This is a genomic window from Shinella sp. CPCC 101442 (genome assembly GCF_024704725.1).
In the GTDB taxonomy this organism is placed as follows: domain Bacteria; phylum Pseudomonadota; class Alphaproteobacteria; order Rhizobiales; family Rhizobiaceae; genus Shinella.
On sequence record NZ_JALIQS010000003.1, the window covers coordinates 458,505 to 473,359 of the forward strand.

A 14,855-nucleotide genomic window follows, 5' to 3' on the forward strand; every position below is an offset into this window, starting at 1 on the left:
AAAGGTACTTCCATGCAGACCAACATGCGCCGAGAGATCAACGAAATCCCCGAGGCGGCGGCCCGCGTCCTGGCAAATGCAGCAGGCTCCATCACGGCTGCCGGCAAGGCGCTGCGCGAGCGTGACCCACAGTTCTTCGTAACGGTCGCGCGCGGCTCGTCCGACCACGCGGCCCTCTTCCTGAAATATGCGATCGAGCTGACCGCCGGCCGGCCCGTAGCCTCGCTCGGGCCATCCCTCGCCTCGATCTACGGCGCCAGGCTGAAGCTCGCGGGCGGTGCGGCCATCGCCATCTCCCAGTCCGGCAAGAGCCCCGACATCGTCGCCATGGCCGACGGCGCGACGAAGGGCGGCGCAATCTCGATTGCGCTCACCAACACGCTGCCCTCGCCGCTCGCCGACGCCTGCTCCCACTCGCTCGATCTCTCGGCCGGTCCGGAGCTCAGCGTCGCCGCCACGAAATCCTATGTGAACTCCATCGTCGCCGGCCTTGCCGTGCTCGCCGAATGGACCGGAGACACCGACCTCGACCGCGCCGTGAAGGGCCTGCCCGAACAATTCGCCAAGGCTGTCGCGCTCGACTGGTCGGATCTGGCCGGCGACCTCAAGGATGCCCAGTCGCTCTACGTGCTCGGTCGCGGCCCCGGCCTTGCAATCGCCAGCGAAGCCGCGCTGAAGTTCAAGGAAACCTCCGGCATGCACGCCGAGGCCTATTCCTCCGCCGAAGTGCTGCACGGCCCGGTCGCCCTCGTCGGCCCGTCCTTCCCGGTCATTGCGCTCGCCGCCCGCGACGCGGCGGAAGCCTCCGTCACCGGCATGGCCGACAGTCTCGCCGACCGCGGTGCCTATGCCTGCGTCACCGCCGCCGGCGGCAAGAGCGCGCGCAAACTGCCCTTCGTCGCGACCGGCCATCCGATCACCGATGCGCTGGCACTCATCGTGCCGTTCTATGGCTTCGTCGAAGCCTGGTCGCGCGGCAAGGGTCTCGATCCCGACAAGCCGGTCAACCTCAAGAAAGTGACGGAAACCCGATGACAGCGCTCACCGCCATTACCGGCGCCCGCATCTTCGACGGCGATCTCTGGCACGAAGACAGCGCGCTCCTGATCGAAAACGGCAAGGTCGCCGCCATCGCGGCTCACCGCGACGTGCCGACGGACGCCCGCCCGGTGCCGATGGACGGGCTGTCGCTCGTCCCCGGCTTCATCGACCTGCAGGTGAATGGCGGCGGCGGCGTGCTGCTCAATGAGCGGCCCGATCTCGAAGGCATCCGCACGATCTGTGCCGCGCATGCCCGTTTTGGCACGACAGGCCTTCTGCCGACGCTGATCACCGACAATGTCGAGGTGACGACGAAGACCATCGCCGCCGGCCTTGCAGCGGAAGCGGCTGATGTTCCGGGCTTCCTCGGGTTGCATCTCGAAGGCCCGCATCTGTCGGTCGCTCGCAAGGGCGCGCATGATCCCTCCCTCATTCGGCCGATGGAACAGGCCGATCTCGAGCGCACGATTGCCGCCCGCAAAGGGCTGACCGCGCTCCTGATGACGCTCGCACCGGAAAACACCACGAACGCCCAGATCGCGGCCCTCGATGAGGCCGGCGTCACGGTCAGCCTCGGCCATTCCGATTGCGGCTATGCAACGGCCGCCGCCGCCGTCGAGGCCGGCGCGCATATGATGACGCATCTCTTCAACGCCATGAGCCCGCTCGGTCACCGCGAGCCCGGCATGGTAGGCGCGGCCCTCGATCTCGGCCATCTCAATGCCGGCCTCATCGCGGACGGCTTCCATGTCGATCCCGCTTCCATCGGCGTGGCGCTGCGGGCCAAGCGCGGCCCCGGCCGCATCTTCCTCGTTACCGATGCCATGTCGACCATTGGCACCGACATGACGAGCTTCTTCCTCAACGGTCGCGAAATCTTTCGCGAGGGCGGTCGCCTGACGCTTGCCGACGGCACGCTTGCCGGCGCCGACATCGATATGGCCTCCTGCATTCGCTATATGCGCGACCACGTCGGCATCGATCTCGAAGAGGCGCTGCGCATGGCCTCGCTCTATCCCGCCGAAGCCATCGGCATGACCGGCCGCAAGGGCCGTCTCACCCATGGCCACGATGCCGATTTCGCCGTCATCGACGGCGACGTCAACGTCGTCTCCACCTGGATTGCCGGCATCCCGGTCTTCGCGGCCTGAGCCATCGCCGCAGTCCTTGCAGGGCGCGGCGGAATCGGCTCTACCCGGCGGGAGCAAGCATAGGAGCGGCACATGCAATTGATCTTCGACGGCCACAACGACGTTCTCCTGCGCCTGTGGGAGCACGCGAAGAAGGGCGCCGATCCGGTCGCCGAATTCGTCGACGGTACCGACAAAGGCCATATCGATGCTCCGCGCGCGAAGAAGGGCGGCCTGGCCGGCGGCTTCTGCGCCATGTTCATCCCGCCGAACGAGGACTATCCGCCGCGCGAAGTCGATGAGAACGGCCATTACAACATCCGCATGGTCGGCCCTCTGGAGCAGCCCGCAGCCCTTAATACGGCGCTCGAAATGGCGGCCATCGCCTTCCGCCTGGAGCGCGCAGACGCACTGTCGATCTGCCGCACCACCGCCGATATCCGCGCCGCCTTCGACGCTGGCCGCTTTGCCGCCATCCTTCACATCGAGGGCTGCGAGCCGATCGCGGAGGATCTGTCCACGCTCGAAACGCTCTACGCCGCAGGCCTGCGCTCCCTCGGTCCCGTCTGGAGCCGGCACAATGCATTCGGCCACGGCGTGCCCTTCGCCTACCCGTCCTCGCCCGATACGGCGCCCGGCCTTACCGACGCCGGCGTGGAACTGGTCAAGGAATGCGACCGCTTCGGCATCATGATCGATCTCGCCCATATCACCGAGCAGGGTTTTTGGGACGTCGCTCGCGTCAGCACGGCGCCGCTCGTCGCCACCCATTCCAACGTGCATGCGCTGACGCCGATCTCGCGCAACCTCACCGACCGGCAGCTCGACGCCATCCGCGAGCGCAAGGGTATCGCCGGGCTCAACTATGCCACGACGATGCTGCGCGCCGATGGGATGGAAAATGCCGATACGCCGCTCGCCGACATGGTGCGCCACATCGACTACATGGTCGAACGCATGGGCATCGATTGCGTGGCGCTCGGCTCGGACTTCGACGGCGCGACCATTCCTTCCGCCATCGGCGACGCGGCCGGCAGCCAGGCACTGGTCGAAGCGTTGCGTACCGCCGGCTACGGCGAAGACGATCTAGCAAAACTCTGCCGCGAAAACTGGCTGCGGCTCCTGAAAACCGTCTGGCACGAAGCCTGACCAACCTGCGGATATCTCCATGACCAAGCCCCTCATCGAACTGTGCGTCGAAGGCATCGACGGTTTCCTCGCGGCCCAGGAGGCCGGCGCCGACCGCGTGGAACTCTGCGCAAGTCTCGTTGAGGGCGGCCTGACACCGAGTCTCGCAACCATCCGTGCCGCTGTGAAGGCGGCAAAAATCCCCGTCCATGTCATCATCCGTCCGCGCGGCGGCGATTTCCTCTATTCGCAGACGGAATTCGAAACGATGGTCGAAGACATCAGGGCGCTGTGCAGTGAGGGCGTTGCGGGCGTCGTCATCGGCTGCCTGACACCGGACGGACGGATCGATGAAGCGCGGACGACGGCGCTGGTGGAAGCTGCCCGCCCGATGTCCGTCACCTGCCACCGCGCCTTCGACATGACCGATGACGCTCATGAGGCGCTGGAAGCCCTCGTCCGCTGCGGCGTCAATCGCGTGCTGACCTCAGGCCAGCGCGACACAGCCGTGGAAGGCATCGCCATCCTCAAGGCCGCCGTCGAGCAGGCCGCAGGCCGCATCGTCATCATGGGCTGCGGCGCGCTCGATGCGGAAAACATCCGCACCGTTCGCGATGCGACGGGTCTCGTCGAGATGCACTTCGCGGCACTGACGACCGTGCCGAGCGGCATGACCTTCCGCAATCCGCATGTAGGCATGGGCGGCACCGAGAAGGACCGCGAATACGAACTGACGCTGACGGACAAGGATGCCGTGCGCGCGACCATCGCCGCGGCAAAATCGTAACGCTCAGCCTTGCAAGCGGCAGGCGGGTATCCTTACGTGTAGGTCGAACAAGGAGACCTGCCATGTCGCTGAAGACTTTCGTCCCCTCGCCCCTTCGCACGGCAATCGCTGCCGGCCTGTTGGCGCTCGCCACCCTGCCCGCTGCCGCAGAGACGGTCGGCAAGGTCGGCGTCGACTGGATCGGCAACGACATCTATATCGACGCGGTCAGCGATCCCGAGGTGACGGGCGTCACCTGCCATGTCACCTATTTCGACCGCTCCGTCATAGATCGCCTGAAAAAGGGCAACTGGTTCGAGGACCCGTCGAACAACGCCATTTCCTGCCAGCAGACCGGCCCGATTACCATCGGCGACATCGAATTGGACAAGGAGGGCGAAGAGGTCTTCAAATCCGGCCTGTCGCTGATCTGGAAATCGCTGATCGTCACGCGCATCTACGACAAGAAGAACGACACACTGATCTATCTCGCCCATTCGCGCGAACTGACGGAGGGATCGGCCAAGATGTCGATCTCCACCGTGCCGCTCTATGGCCAGACCGTCACCTGGACGAACGGCAAGCCGTAGTCCCGCGTACGCGCGAAGGCACCCGGCCGGAAACCGGCCAGGTGCCTTGCAACCCGAGATCCTTCCCCTGAATAAATCAGGCCGCCTGGGCCAGTTCGTCGGCGATGACGGTGTCCAGGTTGAGGAAGCAGACCATCGATTTTTCGAGTGCCACGATACCGCGGCAGAAGGCGCGCTGGGCCTCCGGAATGATTTCCGGCGCCGGCTGCAGGGCCTCGCTCTTGATGGTCATCATGTCCGAAACCTGTTCCACCAGGAGACCGACCAGCTTGCCGGCGATGTCGGTGACGATGATCGCCGAACGCTCGGACGGTTCCGTCATCTTCATACCGAGGCGGCAGGCCATGTCGATGACCGGGATCACCGCGCCGCGCAGGTTGATGAGGCCGAGCACATAGGGTGGCGTGTGGGGCATCGGCGTCACGGGCGCCCAGCCGCGGATTTCGCGGATGGCCATGATGTCGATGCAGAATTCCTGTTCTCCGAGATGGAAGGAGACGATTTCGAGATAGGCGCCGGACTGCTTGATGGCATTGGACATGGTCAGAACTCTTCCCAGTTCTCTGCGGCGGCTTGGGTGTTACCCCTGACCGCGGCACTGCTGCTGAAAGCCCCGGCAACCTTGGAAACAAGGTTTCTTGCCGGAGACGGGGCGGGACGGGAGGCGGTGGAGACCGCCCTCGGGCTACCGACGGAGGCGCGTGCGCCTTCGCGGATCTGGAACTGGCCGACAAGGCGCGTGAGGTTTTCCGCATCCTGGGCCAGCGTATGGCTTGCCGCATTGGTCTCCTCGACCATCGCGGCGTTCTGCTGCGTCACCTGATCCATCTGGTTGACGGCAACGTTGATTTCCTGAAGGCCGCTCGTCTGTTCGCGAGCGGCGGTGACAATGGAGGCCATGTGCTCGTGGATGCGCAGCACGTCGCCGCCGATGCGGCCGAGCGATTCGCCCGTCGCCTGCACGAGGCGCGAACCGGTCTTCACTTCGTCCGACGAGCGGGTGACGAGGCTCTTGATGTCCTTGGCGGCACCGGCCGCACGCTGCGCCAGCTCGCGCACTTCCTGCGCCACGACCGCAAAGCCCTTGCCGGCCTCCCCCGCCCGCGCCGCTTCGACGCCGGCGTTGAGCGCCAGGAGATTGGTCTGGAAGGCGATCTCGTCGATGACGTTGATGATCTTGCCGATCTCGCTGGAGGCGCCTTCGATGCGCTGCATGGCGGCCATGGCGTCGCTGACGATGCGCTCGGATTCCACGGCACTTTCTTTGGTCGAATCGACCATGCGACCAGCTTCCTCGGCGCGCGCCGTCGCGGTGCGCACGGTGGTCATGATCTCGTCGAGGGCGGCGGACGTCTCTTCAAGCGACGCGGCCTGCTGTTCGGTACGGCGGGCGAGATCGTCGGCGGCGGCGCGCATCTGGCCGCTGTTCGACTGGATGGAACCCGTATTGTCCTTCACCTCGGCCATGACGTTGCGCAGGCGCTCGACGGTGCCGTTGAAATCGGAGCGCAGCTGTTCGAGGTCGGCGCGGAAGGGTTCGAGAATGGCCACGCTGAGGTCGCCTTCGGAAAGACGGGTCAGGCCGCGACCAAGCGCCTCGACGGCGATGCGAACCTGGCGCTCGTCCTCACGGGCAATGGCCTCGCGGTCGTGCCGTTCGGTTTCGTTGCGCGAGCGCGTGTTCTCGTTCGCCTCTTCCAGCCGGCGCTTTTCGACGGCCGCAAGCCGGAAGGCTTCGGCGCAACGCGCCATCTCGCCGATCTCGTCGCCACGATCCGTGGCCGCGACCGATGTGTTGAGGTCGCCGGAGAGAATGCGCTGCATGCTGTCGCGCACCGCGAAGATGCCGCGGCGAAGCATGTTGCCGTGATAGACGATGAGGCCGAGAAGCGTCACCATGCCGAGAAGCCCGATGGCGATCTGGTATTGCATGGACTGGGCGGAGGCGAGCTGCGCATCGTGGACGCGCGCTTCGAGCAATGCGGAGCCTTCCGCCGCCAATGCGCCGAGCGCCGCCGTCATGCGCTCGCCGCCGGCATCCACCGCGTCATCGAGCGAGGAAAACGCCTCCATCGGCGCGCCCGCCTCGATCATCGTCTTGAGATCGACGGCGACGGCCTTTTCCATCATCTGCAAATCGCCGTCGAAGGTCTCGAGCAGCGCCGGCTTGCCGATTTCGGCGGCAAGCGCTCTGGCGGAGGCCGTGCCTTCCTTCAACACCTTCAGCGATCTTGCGATGATTTCCACCCGTTCGGGCTGGATGGCCTTCTCCTCGCGATCGATGATGCTGTCCATCGCCACGAGCACGAGATCGACATTGGCGAGCCGCATGGCGCCAACGGTATCGACCTCATCCTGAATATTGACGGCGGCCTCGGAGGCGGCGCCGATCGTCGCATTGCCGTACCAGCCGGCAGCGAGCATCGTGCCGAAACCGAGGAACGCGGCAGCGCCGAGCGTTGCGAGACGGGAATTGACGGAAAGGGTCCGGCCCTTCGCTGTATTTTCATGAGACATGATGCGGTTCGCCCGAGCCATGGCCCTCGCCACGGCATCCCTTCTGGATCCTGGGTGAAATACGCTTCTCGCCGTCTCCCCCGGTCGGCGGACATCATGCCCGATGAGCCGATTCCGGCCCTTGCGCGTAATCCGGACCGTGACAAAGGAAGATTAACCAAAACCTAAGGACATCAGGCCGAAACCTGCATTTTAGCAAAATTTGATAAATTCGGCCTTCCGGAATACCTGACGTTGCGGAATGGAGACGCGGTTCCAAAACCTGCCGTTTCATGCTATGGTAGCACCATGAACAAGACCGCCCGCCGCTATACCGTGCTGCCCGCTGCGCTCATCGCGCTCGGCCTCGGCGTCATGGCGGCAACCGCCGCCTTTGCCGGCTGGATGGAGCATGGAACGGCGATCTTCCTCAGCCTTGCCGAATCCGGCATGTCCTGGTGCTTCTGATCACATTTGCGCGAGCCCGTCATCCATCGCCCCGTTGCGGCATTTGGCGCGTTTGCGCACGGCTCCGCGAGGGACTATGACACCGGCGACCCATTTGCCGTTTCGTCTCCTGAAGGACTGCCATGAAGACCTTGCGCCTCGTATTGTGGATTGCCGTCGCCCTCGTCGCGGCCCTGCTCGGCTGGCTGACGCTGGAAGCGACGCGTACGAAGGATGAAGTGGCCGGCGGCCCGTTCGGCGTGCCCTTCGAGCTCGTCGCGCAGGATGGCAAGCCGATCACCGAGAAGGCGTTCACCGGCAAGCCGACCGCCCTCTTCTTCGGCTTTACCCATTGCCCGGAAGTCTGCCCGACCACATTGTTCGAAATGAACGGCTGGCTCACCAAGGTCGACCCCGACGGCACAAAGCTGCAGGCCTATTTCGTCACCGTCGACCCGGAACGCGATACGCCCGAGCTGATCGGCCAGTATGTCGGAAACGTCTCGAAACGCATCACCGGCATTTCCGGCCCGACCGACAAGGTCCTTGAGATGGCCAAGGGGTTCCGCGTCTACTATCGCAAGGTGCCGCTCGACGAGAAAAAGCCCGACGGTGACTATACGATGGACCACACGGCCTCCGTTTTCCTGCTCGACGCCACCGGCCGTTTCGTTGGAACCATCGCTTATGGCGAGAATGCGGAGACGGCCGAGCAGAAGCTCGCCAACCTGATCACGCGATAAGCGTGATCCGGCTTTGCCCTCGGCTTTCGGACATGCTAGGCGAACCCTGAGACAACAGGGACCCTGGCCGTGAGCGAAATCCGCCTCTACATCACCACCACAGAGAAGAAGGCGGACACCGCACTCTCGCTGATGACCGACGCTTTCGAGGAAGAAGGCTACGCCATCGCGACGATGGAAATCGACGAGAAGAACGACATCTGGGAAGCCTCTGTCTACATGTTCAGGGTGGATGAGGAGGAGGTCAGTGCACGCTTCACCGCTCTTCTTGCCGCCGACTTCCCGGACGCCGAAATCAAGCGTGAAGAACTGCCCGATATCGACTGGATCGCCAAGTCGCTGGAGGGCCTGAAGCCTGTGCGCGCCGGCCGCTTCGTCGTGCATGGCTCGCACGACCGTGGCACCGCCCGTCCCGGCGAGATTTCCATCGAGATCGATGCCGGCCAGGCCTTCGGCACCGGCCATCACGGTACGACAGCGGGTTGCCTCGAGGTCATCAACAGCGTGATGCGGTCCCGCAGAGTCAAGCGTGTGCTTGACCTTGGGACAGGCAGCGGCGTGTTGGCGATCGCTGCGCGAAAACTTTCCCCCGCGAAGGTGCTGGCCACCGATATCGACCCCATCGCCACCCGCGTCGCCCGCGAAAACGTCCGCATCAACGGCATTGCCTCCGGCATTGCGCTGGAAACCGCACCGGGCTTCCATTCCACCGCCTTCGGTCGCCACGGCCCCTTCGACCTCATCATCGCCAATATCCTCGCCCGTCCGCTGATGCGCATGGCGCCGCAGCTTGCCGCGCAACTGACGCCGGGCGGCGACGTCATCCTGTCGGGCATCCTCGCCTCGCAGCGCTGGAAGGTGCTGGCCGCCTACAACGGTGCCGGCCTCAGCCACGTGCGCACCATCTGGCGCGAAGGCTGGGTGACCATCCATCTCGCCAAGCGCTGATGGTTTTTTCAAGCGGAAGGTTCGCCTTCCGCTTTCATTCCAGTGAAATGAAGGCAAAGAAAAAGGCGGTGCCAGAGGCACCGCCTATGGGTCGGCAAGCCGACCTGTCCGCGAGCTTGAGGAGGAGGAGTGCTCAAGCGGACCTATGTGTTCCGAACGCCTTCCCGGAGGAGGGAGGAGGAGTGACCAGAAAGACGCCTGATCGGAACACCTAGTCTTTCGCCTTTCGGCGTTTCATGCACGATACGAAGGACTGGAGGAAGCTTCACTTCGTTTCGTTTGAAGCGCGTTTCAAGTTCGCTTCGTTGGCGCTGCTTATAATCGATTCAGAAATTAACGACAGCGCTGATGTGGCATGGGTGCCATGCGTAAGATGCATAAGTCCAATCCAAGACCTCTTGGGACCAGCCGACATGGCCGCGACCGTCATTCCCCTGCTTGCACGTGCCGCCATCGTCCGGATGCTCTGGACTGCCGTTCGTGCCAATGCGGAAAAGAAGACGCTATTGCAACAACCAGCGCCGTCATGGAGCGCTATCTCTCCCGCCTTTGACCTGCCCCCGCGATGGGCTAGATTGCCGCCACGATTCCTAGCCTGAGCGGAAGTCCCCATGTTCCAGAGTTTCGACGTCACCTCCACGCCCCAGTTCGGCCGCGAACGCGCCGATGCGCTGCGCGCCTCCTTCGATGCGCTCGGCATCGACGGTTTCCTCGTGCCGCGCGCCGATGAGTATCAGGGCGAATATGTACCGGCCTCGGCGGAGCGCCTGTCCTGGCTGACGGGATTTACCGGCTCGGCCGGCATGGCGCTTGTCATGCGCGGTCAGGCCGTCGTCTTCGTGGATGGCCGCTACGTTACGCAACTGGCCGAGCAGGTGGACGGCAGCGTCTATACCGGCGGCGACCTTGTCGGCGAACCGCCGCATCTCTGGCTGCAGAATCACGGTCCCAAGGGGTTTCGCCTCGGCATCGACCCTTGGCTGCACACGGCGGCCGAAGTGCGCCGCCTCGAAAAGGCACTCGCCACGCTTGGCGGCAGCCTCGTCTTCCTGCCCTATAATCCGCTCGACAAGGCCTGGACGAACCGCCCGGCCGAACCGCTCGGCCGCGTGACGATCCAGGACATCGACCATGCCGGCGAACTCGCCAGGGACAAGCTCGTAAAAATGGCCGAGGCCACAGGGAAGGCCGGCGCGGATGCGCTCGCCGTAACCGACCCCTCCTCCATCGCCTGGATCTTCAACATCCGCGGCAGCGACGTGCCGCACACGCCGCATCCGCTCGCCCGCGCCATCATCCCGGCAGACGGCCGTCCCCTGCTCTTCCTCGACAAGCGCAAGACCGGCATCGAGCCGGAAGCCTATCTCACCCAGCTCGCCGACCTCCTGCCGCCATCGGATTTCGACAACCGCATCGCGGTACTCGCCGCCGAGGGTAAACGCATCCTCATCGACCCCGACCAGGCGCCGTTCGCGCTCGGCGAGATCGTGCGCGCCAAGGGCGGCACACTGGTGGAGGCCATCGACCCGGCCCGCCTGCCCCGCGCCTGCAAGAACAGCGTCGAGCTTCAGGGATCAGCCCGCGCCCATCTTCAGGATGGCGCAGCGATGGTGGAATTTCTCGCCTGGCTCGACAGCACGACGCCGGGAACGCAAACGGAAATCGCCGTCACCAGGAAGCTGGAAGAGGTGCGCCGCAGCGTCGGCGAGCGCCAGCAGAACCCCCTGAAGGACATATCCTTCGATTCGATTGCCGGTGCGGGCGCGCACGCCGCCATCATGCACTACCGCGTGACGACCGATACGGACGCGACCATCGAACCCGGTACGATGTTCCTGATCGATTCCGGCGCGCAATATGTCAACGGCACCACGGACATCACCCGTACCGTCGCCGTCGGCGCAGTGCCGGAAGAGCAGAAGCGCTTCTTCACGCTGGTGCTGAAGGGCATGATCGGCATCAGTCTCGCCCGCTTCCCCAAGGGCACGCGCGGCTGCGATCTCGATCCGCTTGCCCGCATCGCACTGTGGAAGGCCGGCGCCGATTTCGCCCATGGCACCGGCCACGGTGTCGGCTCCTATCTCTCGGTGCATGAAGGCCCGCAGCGCATTTCGCGGCTTTCGACGCAGGAACTGCTGGCCGGCATGATTCTTTCGAACGAACCCGGCTACTACCGCCCGGGCGCGTTCGGCATCCGCATCGAAAACCTCGTGCATGTCCTGCCGGCCGCCGCTGTCGCGGGCGGCGATATCGACATGCTCGGCTTCGAGACGCTGACCTTCTGCCCGATCGACCGCCGCCTCGTCGTGACAAGCCTGCTGACGGAGGAGGAGTTGGTCTGGCTCAACGCCTATCACGCGGAAACAAACGCAAAAATCGCGCCGCTCCTTTCGGACGACGCGACCAAAGCGTGGCTTGAGAAGGCGACGGCCCCGATCAGCCGATGACGTGACGCAGCAGCATCACCACGACCCAGCCGACGGCCAGCATCGGCAGAAGCGCGAGGCGCAGGCCGACGAGAAAGGCGACCGCCATGGTGATGCTGACGTCCCATCCGCCCGTGACGGCGGCCGGCGCCACCAGCGTGGTGAGCACCGCTGCCGGGACGGCGTTCAGCGCCGCTTCGGCGCGTGGCGGAATACGTTTCATGCGCGTGATGAAGACATAACCGCCGACGCGGGTGAGATAGGTCGCAACCGCACCGGCGGCGATGATCAGCAGCGTCTGCATGTGAAACATGTTTTCCATGTTCACGCCTCCCCTTCCGCGACATCACCGACCGGCGCTGCGCTTTCCTTGTCGAGCGGCAAAAGCGCCGCGACGGCGACACCGGCAAGCGCGCCGAGGCTGACATGCCAGGGCGAGCCGACGAAATGCATGGCAAGGACCGAGCCCACGCCGGAAGCCAGCACGACGGGCAACCAGTTCGCCCGCTTGCGGAAGCCGAGCACGAGGCCCATGAAATAGACCGGCAGCAGTACATCGATACCGATCGCCCGGGGATCGCCGATCAGGTTGCCGAGCAGACCGCCGACGACCGTCAGGCAGAGCCAGGGCACATAGACGCTGAAGCCGAGCACCATCAGCCAGATATAACTGACCCGGATGCCCGCATCCGCCCGCCGCTCGGTTTCGGCGAATTGCGGGTCCGTCAGAAGGAACAGAGACGTCGCTTTCTGCCAGAAGGTCAGGTGCCGGATATGCGGGGCGATGGCGGCCGAATAGAGCACGTGGCGGAAATTGACGGCGAAGATCGAGAGCACGACGAGCCATGGCGCGACATGGTGGTTGAACAGCTCGACGCCGACGAGCTGGCTGGCACCCGCATAGAGCGTTGCGCTCATCAGGGTCGCTTCGGCCACGGTCAGGCCATTGTCGATGGAAACGGCGCCGAACAGCACGGCAAACGGCGATGCCGCAATGGCAACGGCGATGCCACGCCGAAAGGCGTCGCGGATTTCTTCTTTCGTGTCGGGGGTCATGGGTCTGCTCTATCTTAAGATGGGCAAGCCATAGAGCAGGCACGGTCCACCCGCAAACCAATATGGCTGATGGACCGTTCAGCGCCGTTGATCAATCAGCGCCGATTCTCGACCGGCGCTGATGACTGATCAGACTTTCTTGAGCTGGAACGTGTGCTCCGGCGCAGGGAAGCTGCGGGCCTTCACCTCTTCCGCATAGGTCGCGAACGCCTCGCTCATCACGGGCGCGAGATTGGCGAAATGCTTGACGAAGCGCGGCTTGAAGTCCGTGAAGATGCCGAGCACGTCGTCGACCACGAGCACCTGGCCGTCGCAAGCCGGCGATGCGCCGATGCCGATGGTCGGCGCCTTGACCTTGCCGGTGATTTCGCGCGCCAGCGGCTCGACCGTGCCCTCGATGACGATGGCGAAGGCGCCGGCATCGTCGATGGCGGCGGCGTCCTTGCGGATTTTTTCGACTTCCTTGTCGTTGCGGCCAAGCGAGCGGTAGCCGCCCGTCGTGTTGATGAGCTGCGGCATCAGGCCGACATGGCCGAGCACCGGAATGCCGCGCTGCGTGAGGAAATCGACCGTCTCGGCCATTTCCGCGCCGCCCTCCAGCTTGATCGCCGAACAGCCGGTTTCCTTCAGCACACGGGCGGCCGTCGCGAAGGCCTGCTCCTTGGACTGCTGGTAGGAGCCGAACGGCAGGTCGACGACGACACAGGCATTCGACGAACCGCGCATGACCGCCTGCCCATGGGCGATCATCATCTCCAGCGTTACGCCGACGGTGGAATCGAGCCCGTAGAGCACCATGCCCAGACTGTCGCCGACCAGCATGAAATCGACATGCGGATCCATCAGCTTGGCGACCGGCGTCGTATAGGCGGTGAGGCTGACGATGGGGCGTTCGCCCTTGAGGGCTTTGATGTCGGACGGAGCCAGACGGCGCTTGGCGGTGTGTACGCTCATGTCACGCAACCTTCTTCTTTGGGCTGAGGACCCGGTTATCGAGGAGCTTCGTGCTTCCAAAACGCACGAAAAGCAACAAAAGAGCCGGCTTCTCGCCGACCGTGTCGATATCGGCCAGCGTTTCCGGATCCCTGATGGCGACGACCTCCGGTTTGGCCAGAGGTTGGGTGCGGATGAAGGCGACGATACCCTCCTCCAGCTTTTTCGCATTGGTTTCGCCCGCGGCGACCAACCGTTCGGCTTCTTCCAATGCGCGCGGCACGATGGCTGCGGCGGCGCGCTCTTCCGGGGAGAGATAGACATTGCGCGAGGAACAGGCGAGCCCGTCCGCCTCGCGCACCGTCGGCACGCCAATGACTTCGACGGGCTGGGCGAGATCGGCGACCATACGGCGGATGATGGTGAGCTGCTGGAAGTCCTTCTCGCCGAAATAGGCGCGGTCGGGACCGGCAATATTGAAGAGCTTGGTCACGACGGTCGCGACACCGGCGAAATGGCCTGGGCGCACGGAACCTTCGAGTTCCGCGCCGAGCTTCGGCACGTCGACCACGGTTTCCATCGGTCGCGGATACATATCCTCGACACCGGGCGCAAAGAGATAGTGCACCCCCTCGGCCTCCAGCATCGCCTGGTCGCGGGCGAGGTCGCGCGGATAGCGCGCGAGATCCTCGTTCTGGCCGAACTGCAGCGGATTGACGAAGATGGTGGCGACGACGATGTCGTTGTCGGCGCGGGCCTGCCTGGCAAGCTCCATATGGCCGACATGAAGATAGCCCATGGTGGGTACGAGGCCGATGGTGCGGCCGTCCAGCCGATGCGGCGCAAGGGCCGCACGCAAATCCGCGATGGTGGTATAAGTCTTCATCGGCGGTTCCTCCTTGCTCTCGTCCTCTCCCGTGGACGATACCTCCCATGCGGTCTCTGCGGACCACTTCCCGAGGGCGCCGTTTTCTATCTTGTGCAGCGCAAAAAGACAATCGGGAAAGACTTTCCCCCTCCACCGCTCAACCCGCCGGGCAGCATTGCGTTTTGCGCACTGTACATTTTGCCCAAGGAGCAGTAGAGAGCGCACAACACGCTCGTTAGGTACGGGCTTGCGAGTGCGACGCCAGATCGTCGCTGAACCCGAA

At 64.3% G+C, this 14,855-nt stretch carries 15 protein-coding genes; 9 read left to right on the forward strand and 6 right to left on the reverse strand.

The features are described from left to right. The first annotated feature begins 12 nt into the window (after nt 1-12). From MUO32_RS12815 to MUO32_RS12835, 5 genes are all read left to right on the forward strand, one after another. Nucleotides 13-1,035: an SIS domain-containing protein gene (locus tag MUO32_RS12815; RefSeq protein WP_257948686.1), complete on the forward strand. Its 1,023-nt coding sequence runs from the start codon at nt 13-15 to the stop codon at nt 1,033-1,035. Then, complete coding sequence (gene nagA, locus MUO32_RS12820; RefSeq protein WP_257948688.1) at nt 1,032-2,192, forward strand: N-acetylglucosamine-6-phosphate deacetylase; 1,161 nt, start codon at nt 1,032-1,034, stop codon at nt 2,190-2,192. The genes MUO32_RS12815 and nagA overlap by 4 nt, the downstream gene beginning before the upstream one ends. Nucleotides 2,193-2,264: 72 nt before the next feature. Next, complete coding sequence (locus MUO32_RS12825) at nt 2,265-3,320, forward strand: dipeptidase (RefSeq protein ID WP_257948689.1); 1,056 nt, start codon at nt 2,265-2,267, stop codon at nt 3,318-3,320. Between the two features lie 19 nt (nt 3,321-3,339). Continuing rightward, nucleotides 3,340-4,086: a copper homeostasis protein CutC gene (locus MUO32_RS12830; protein ID WP_257948690.1), complete on the forward strand. Its 747-nt coding sequence runs from the start codon at nt 3,340-3,342 to the stop codon at nt 4,084-4,086. 62 nt (nt 4,087-4,148) lie between these two features. Then, a complete protein-coding gene (locus MUO32_RS12835) occupies nt 4,149-4,655 on the forward strand; it encodes a CreA family protein (protein WP_257948691.1) in 507 nt (168 codons plus the stop codon). Between the two features lie 76 nt (nt 4,656-4,731). On the opposite strand, the gene MUO32_RS12840 is transcribed toward MUO32_RS12835, so the two are convergent. Next, nucleotides 4,732-5,196 (reverse strand): chemotaxis protein CheW, encoded by a 465-nt coding sequence (locus tag MUO32_RS12840; RefSeq protein WP_117366518.1) that lies wholly within the window; start codon nt 5,194-5,196, stop codon nt 4,732-4,734. Nucleotides 5,197-5,198: 2 nt separating this feature from the next. Beyond that, entirely contained in the window at nt 5,199-7,193 is a 1,995-nt protein-coding gene (locus MUO32_RS12845; RefSeq protein ID WP_257948692.1) for a methyl-accepting chemotaxis protein, read from the reverse strand. Between the two features lie 267 nt (nt 7,194-7,460). Between MUO32_RS12845 and MUO32_RS12850 the strand changes: the two genes are divergently transcribed. From MUO32_RS12850 to MUO32_RS12865, 4 genes are all read left to right on the forward strand, one after another. Continuing rightward, nucleotides 7,461-7,619 (forward strand): hypothetical protein, encoded by a 159-nt coding sequence (locus MUO32_RS12850; protein ID WP_257948693.1) that lies wholly within the window; start codon nt 7,461-7,463, stop codon nt 7,617-7,619. 122 nt (nt 7,620-7,741) lie between these two features. Further along, a complete protein-coding gene (locus tag MUO32_RS12855; RefSeq protein ID WP_257948694.1) occupies nt 7,742-8,341 on the forward strand; it encodes an SCO family protein in 600 nt (199 codons plus the stop codon). Nucleotides 8,342-8,410: 69 nt separating this feature from the next. Further along, nucleotides 8,411-9,289: a 50S ribosomal protein L11 methyltransferase gene (locus MUO32_RS12860; RefSeq protein WP_257948696.1), complete on the forward strand. Its 879-nt coding sequence runs from the start codon at nt 8,411-8,413 to the stop codon at nt 9,287-9,289. 611 nt (nt 9,290-9,900) lie between these two features. Continuing rightward, nucleotides 9,901-11,736 carry an aminopeptidase P family protein gene (locus MUO32_RS12865; protein ID WP_257948697.1) on the forward strand — a complete coding sequence of 612 codons (1,836 nt, stop codon included), beginning with the start codon at nt 9,901-9,903 and terminating at the stop codon, nt 11,734-11,736. On the opposite strand, the gene MUO32_RS12870 is transcribed toward MUO32_RS12865, so the two are convergent. The 4 genes from MUO32_RS12870 to panC form a co-directional block, all read right to left on the reverse strand. Beyond that, a complete protein-coding gene (locus tag MUO32_RS12870; protein WP_257948698.1) occupies nt 11,726-12,037 on the reverse strand; it encodes an AzlD family protein in 312 nt (103 codons plus the stop codon). The genes MUO32_RS12865 and MUO32_RS12870 overlap by 11 nt on opposite strands. A 2-nt stretch (nt 12,038-12,039) precedes the next feature. After that, nucleotides 12,040-12,771 carry an AzlC family ABC transporter permease gene (locus MUO32_RS12875; RefSeq protein ID WP_257948699.1) on the reverse strand — a complete coding sequence of 244 codons (732 nt, stop codon included), beginning with the start codon at nt 12,769-12,771 and terminating at the stop codon, nt 12,040-12,042. 129 nt (nt 12,772-12,900) lie between these two features. Continuing rightward, nucleotides 12,901-13,725 carry a 3-methyl-2-oxobutanoate hydroxymethyltransferase gene (panB, locus tag MUO32_RS12880; RefSeq protein WP_257948700.1) on the reverse strand — a complete coding sequence of 275 codons (825 nt, stop codon included), beginning with the start codon at nt 13,723-13,725 and terminating at the stop codon, nt 12,901-12,903. A 1-nt stretch (nt 13,726) separates the two neighbouring features. Beyond that, on the reverse strand, nt 13,727-14,590 hold the full coding sequence (gene panC, locus MUO32_RS12885) for a pantoate--beta-alanine ligase (protein ID WP_257948701.1): 864 nt from the start codon (nt 14,588-14,590) through the stop codon (nt 13,727-13,729). Between the last annotated feature and the right edge of the window lie 265 nt (nt 14,591-14,855).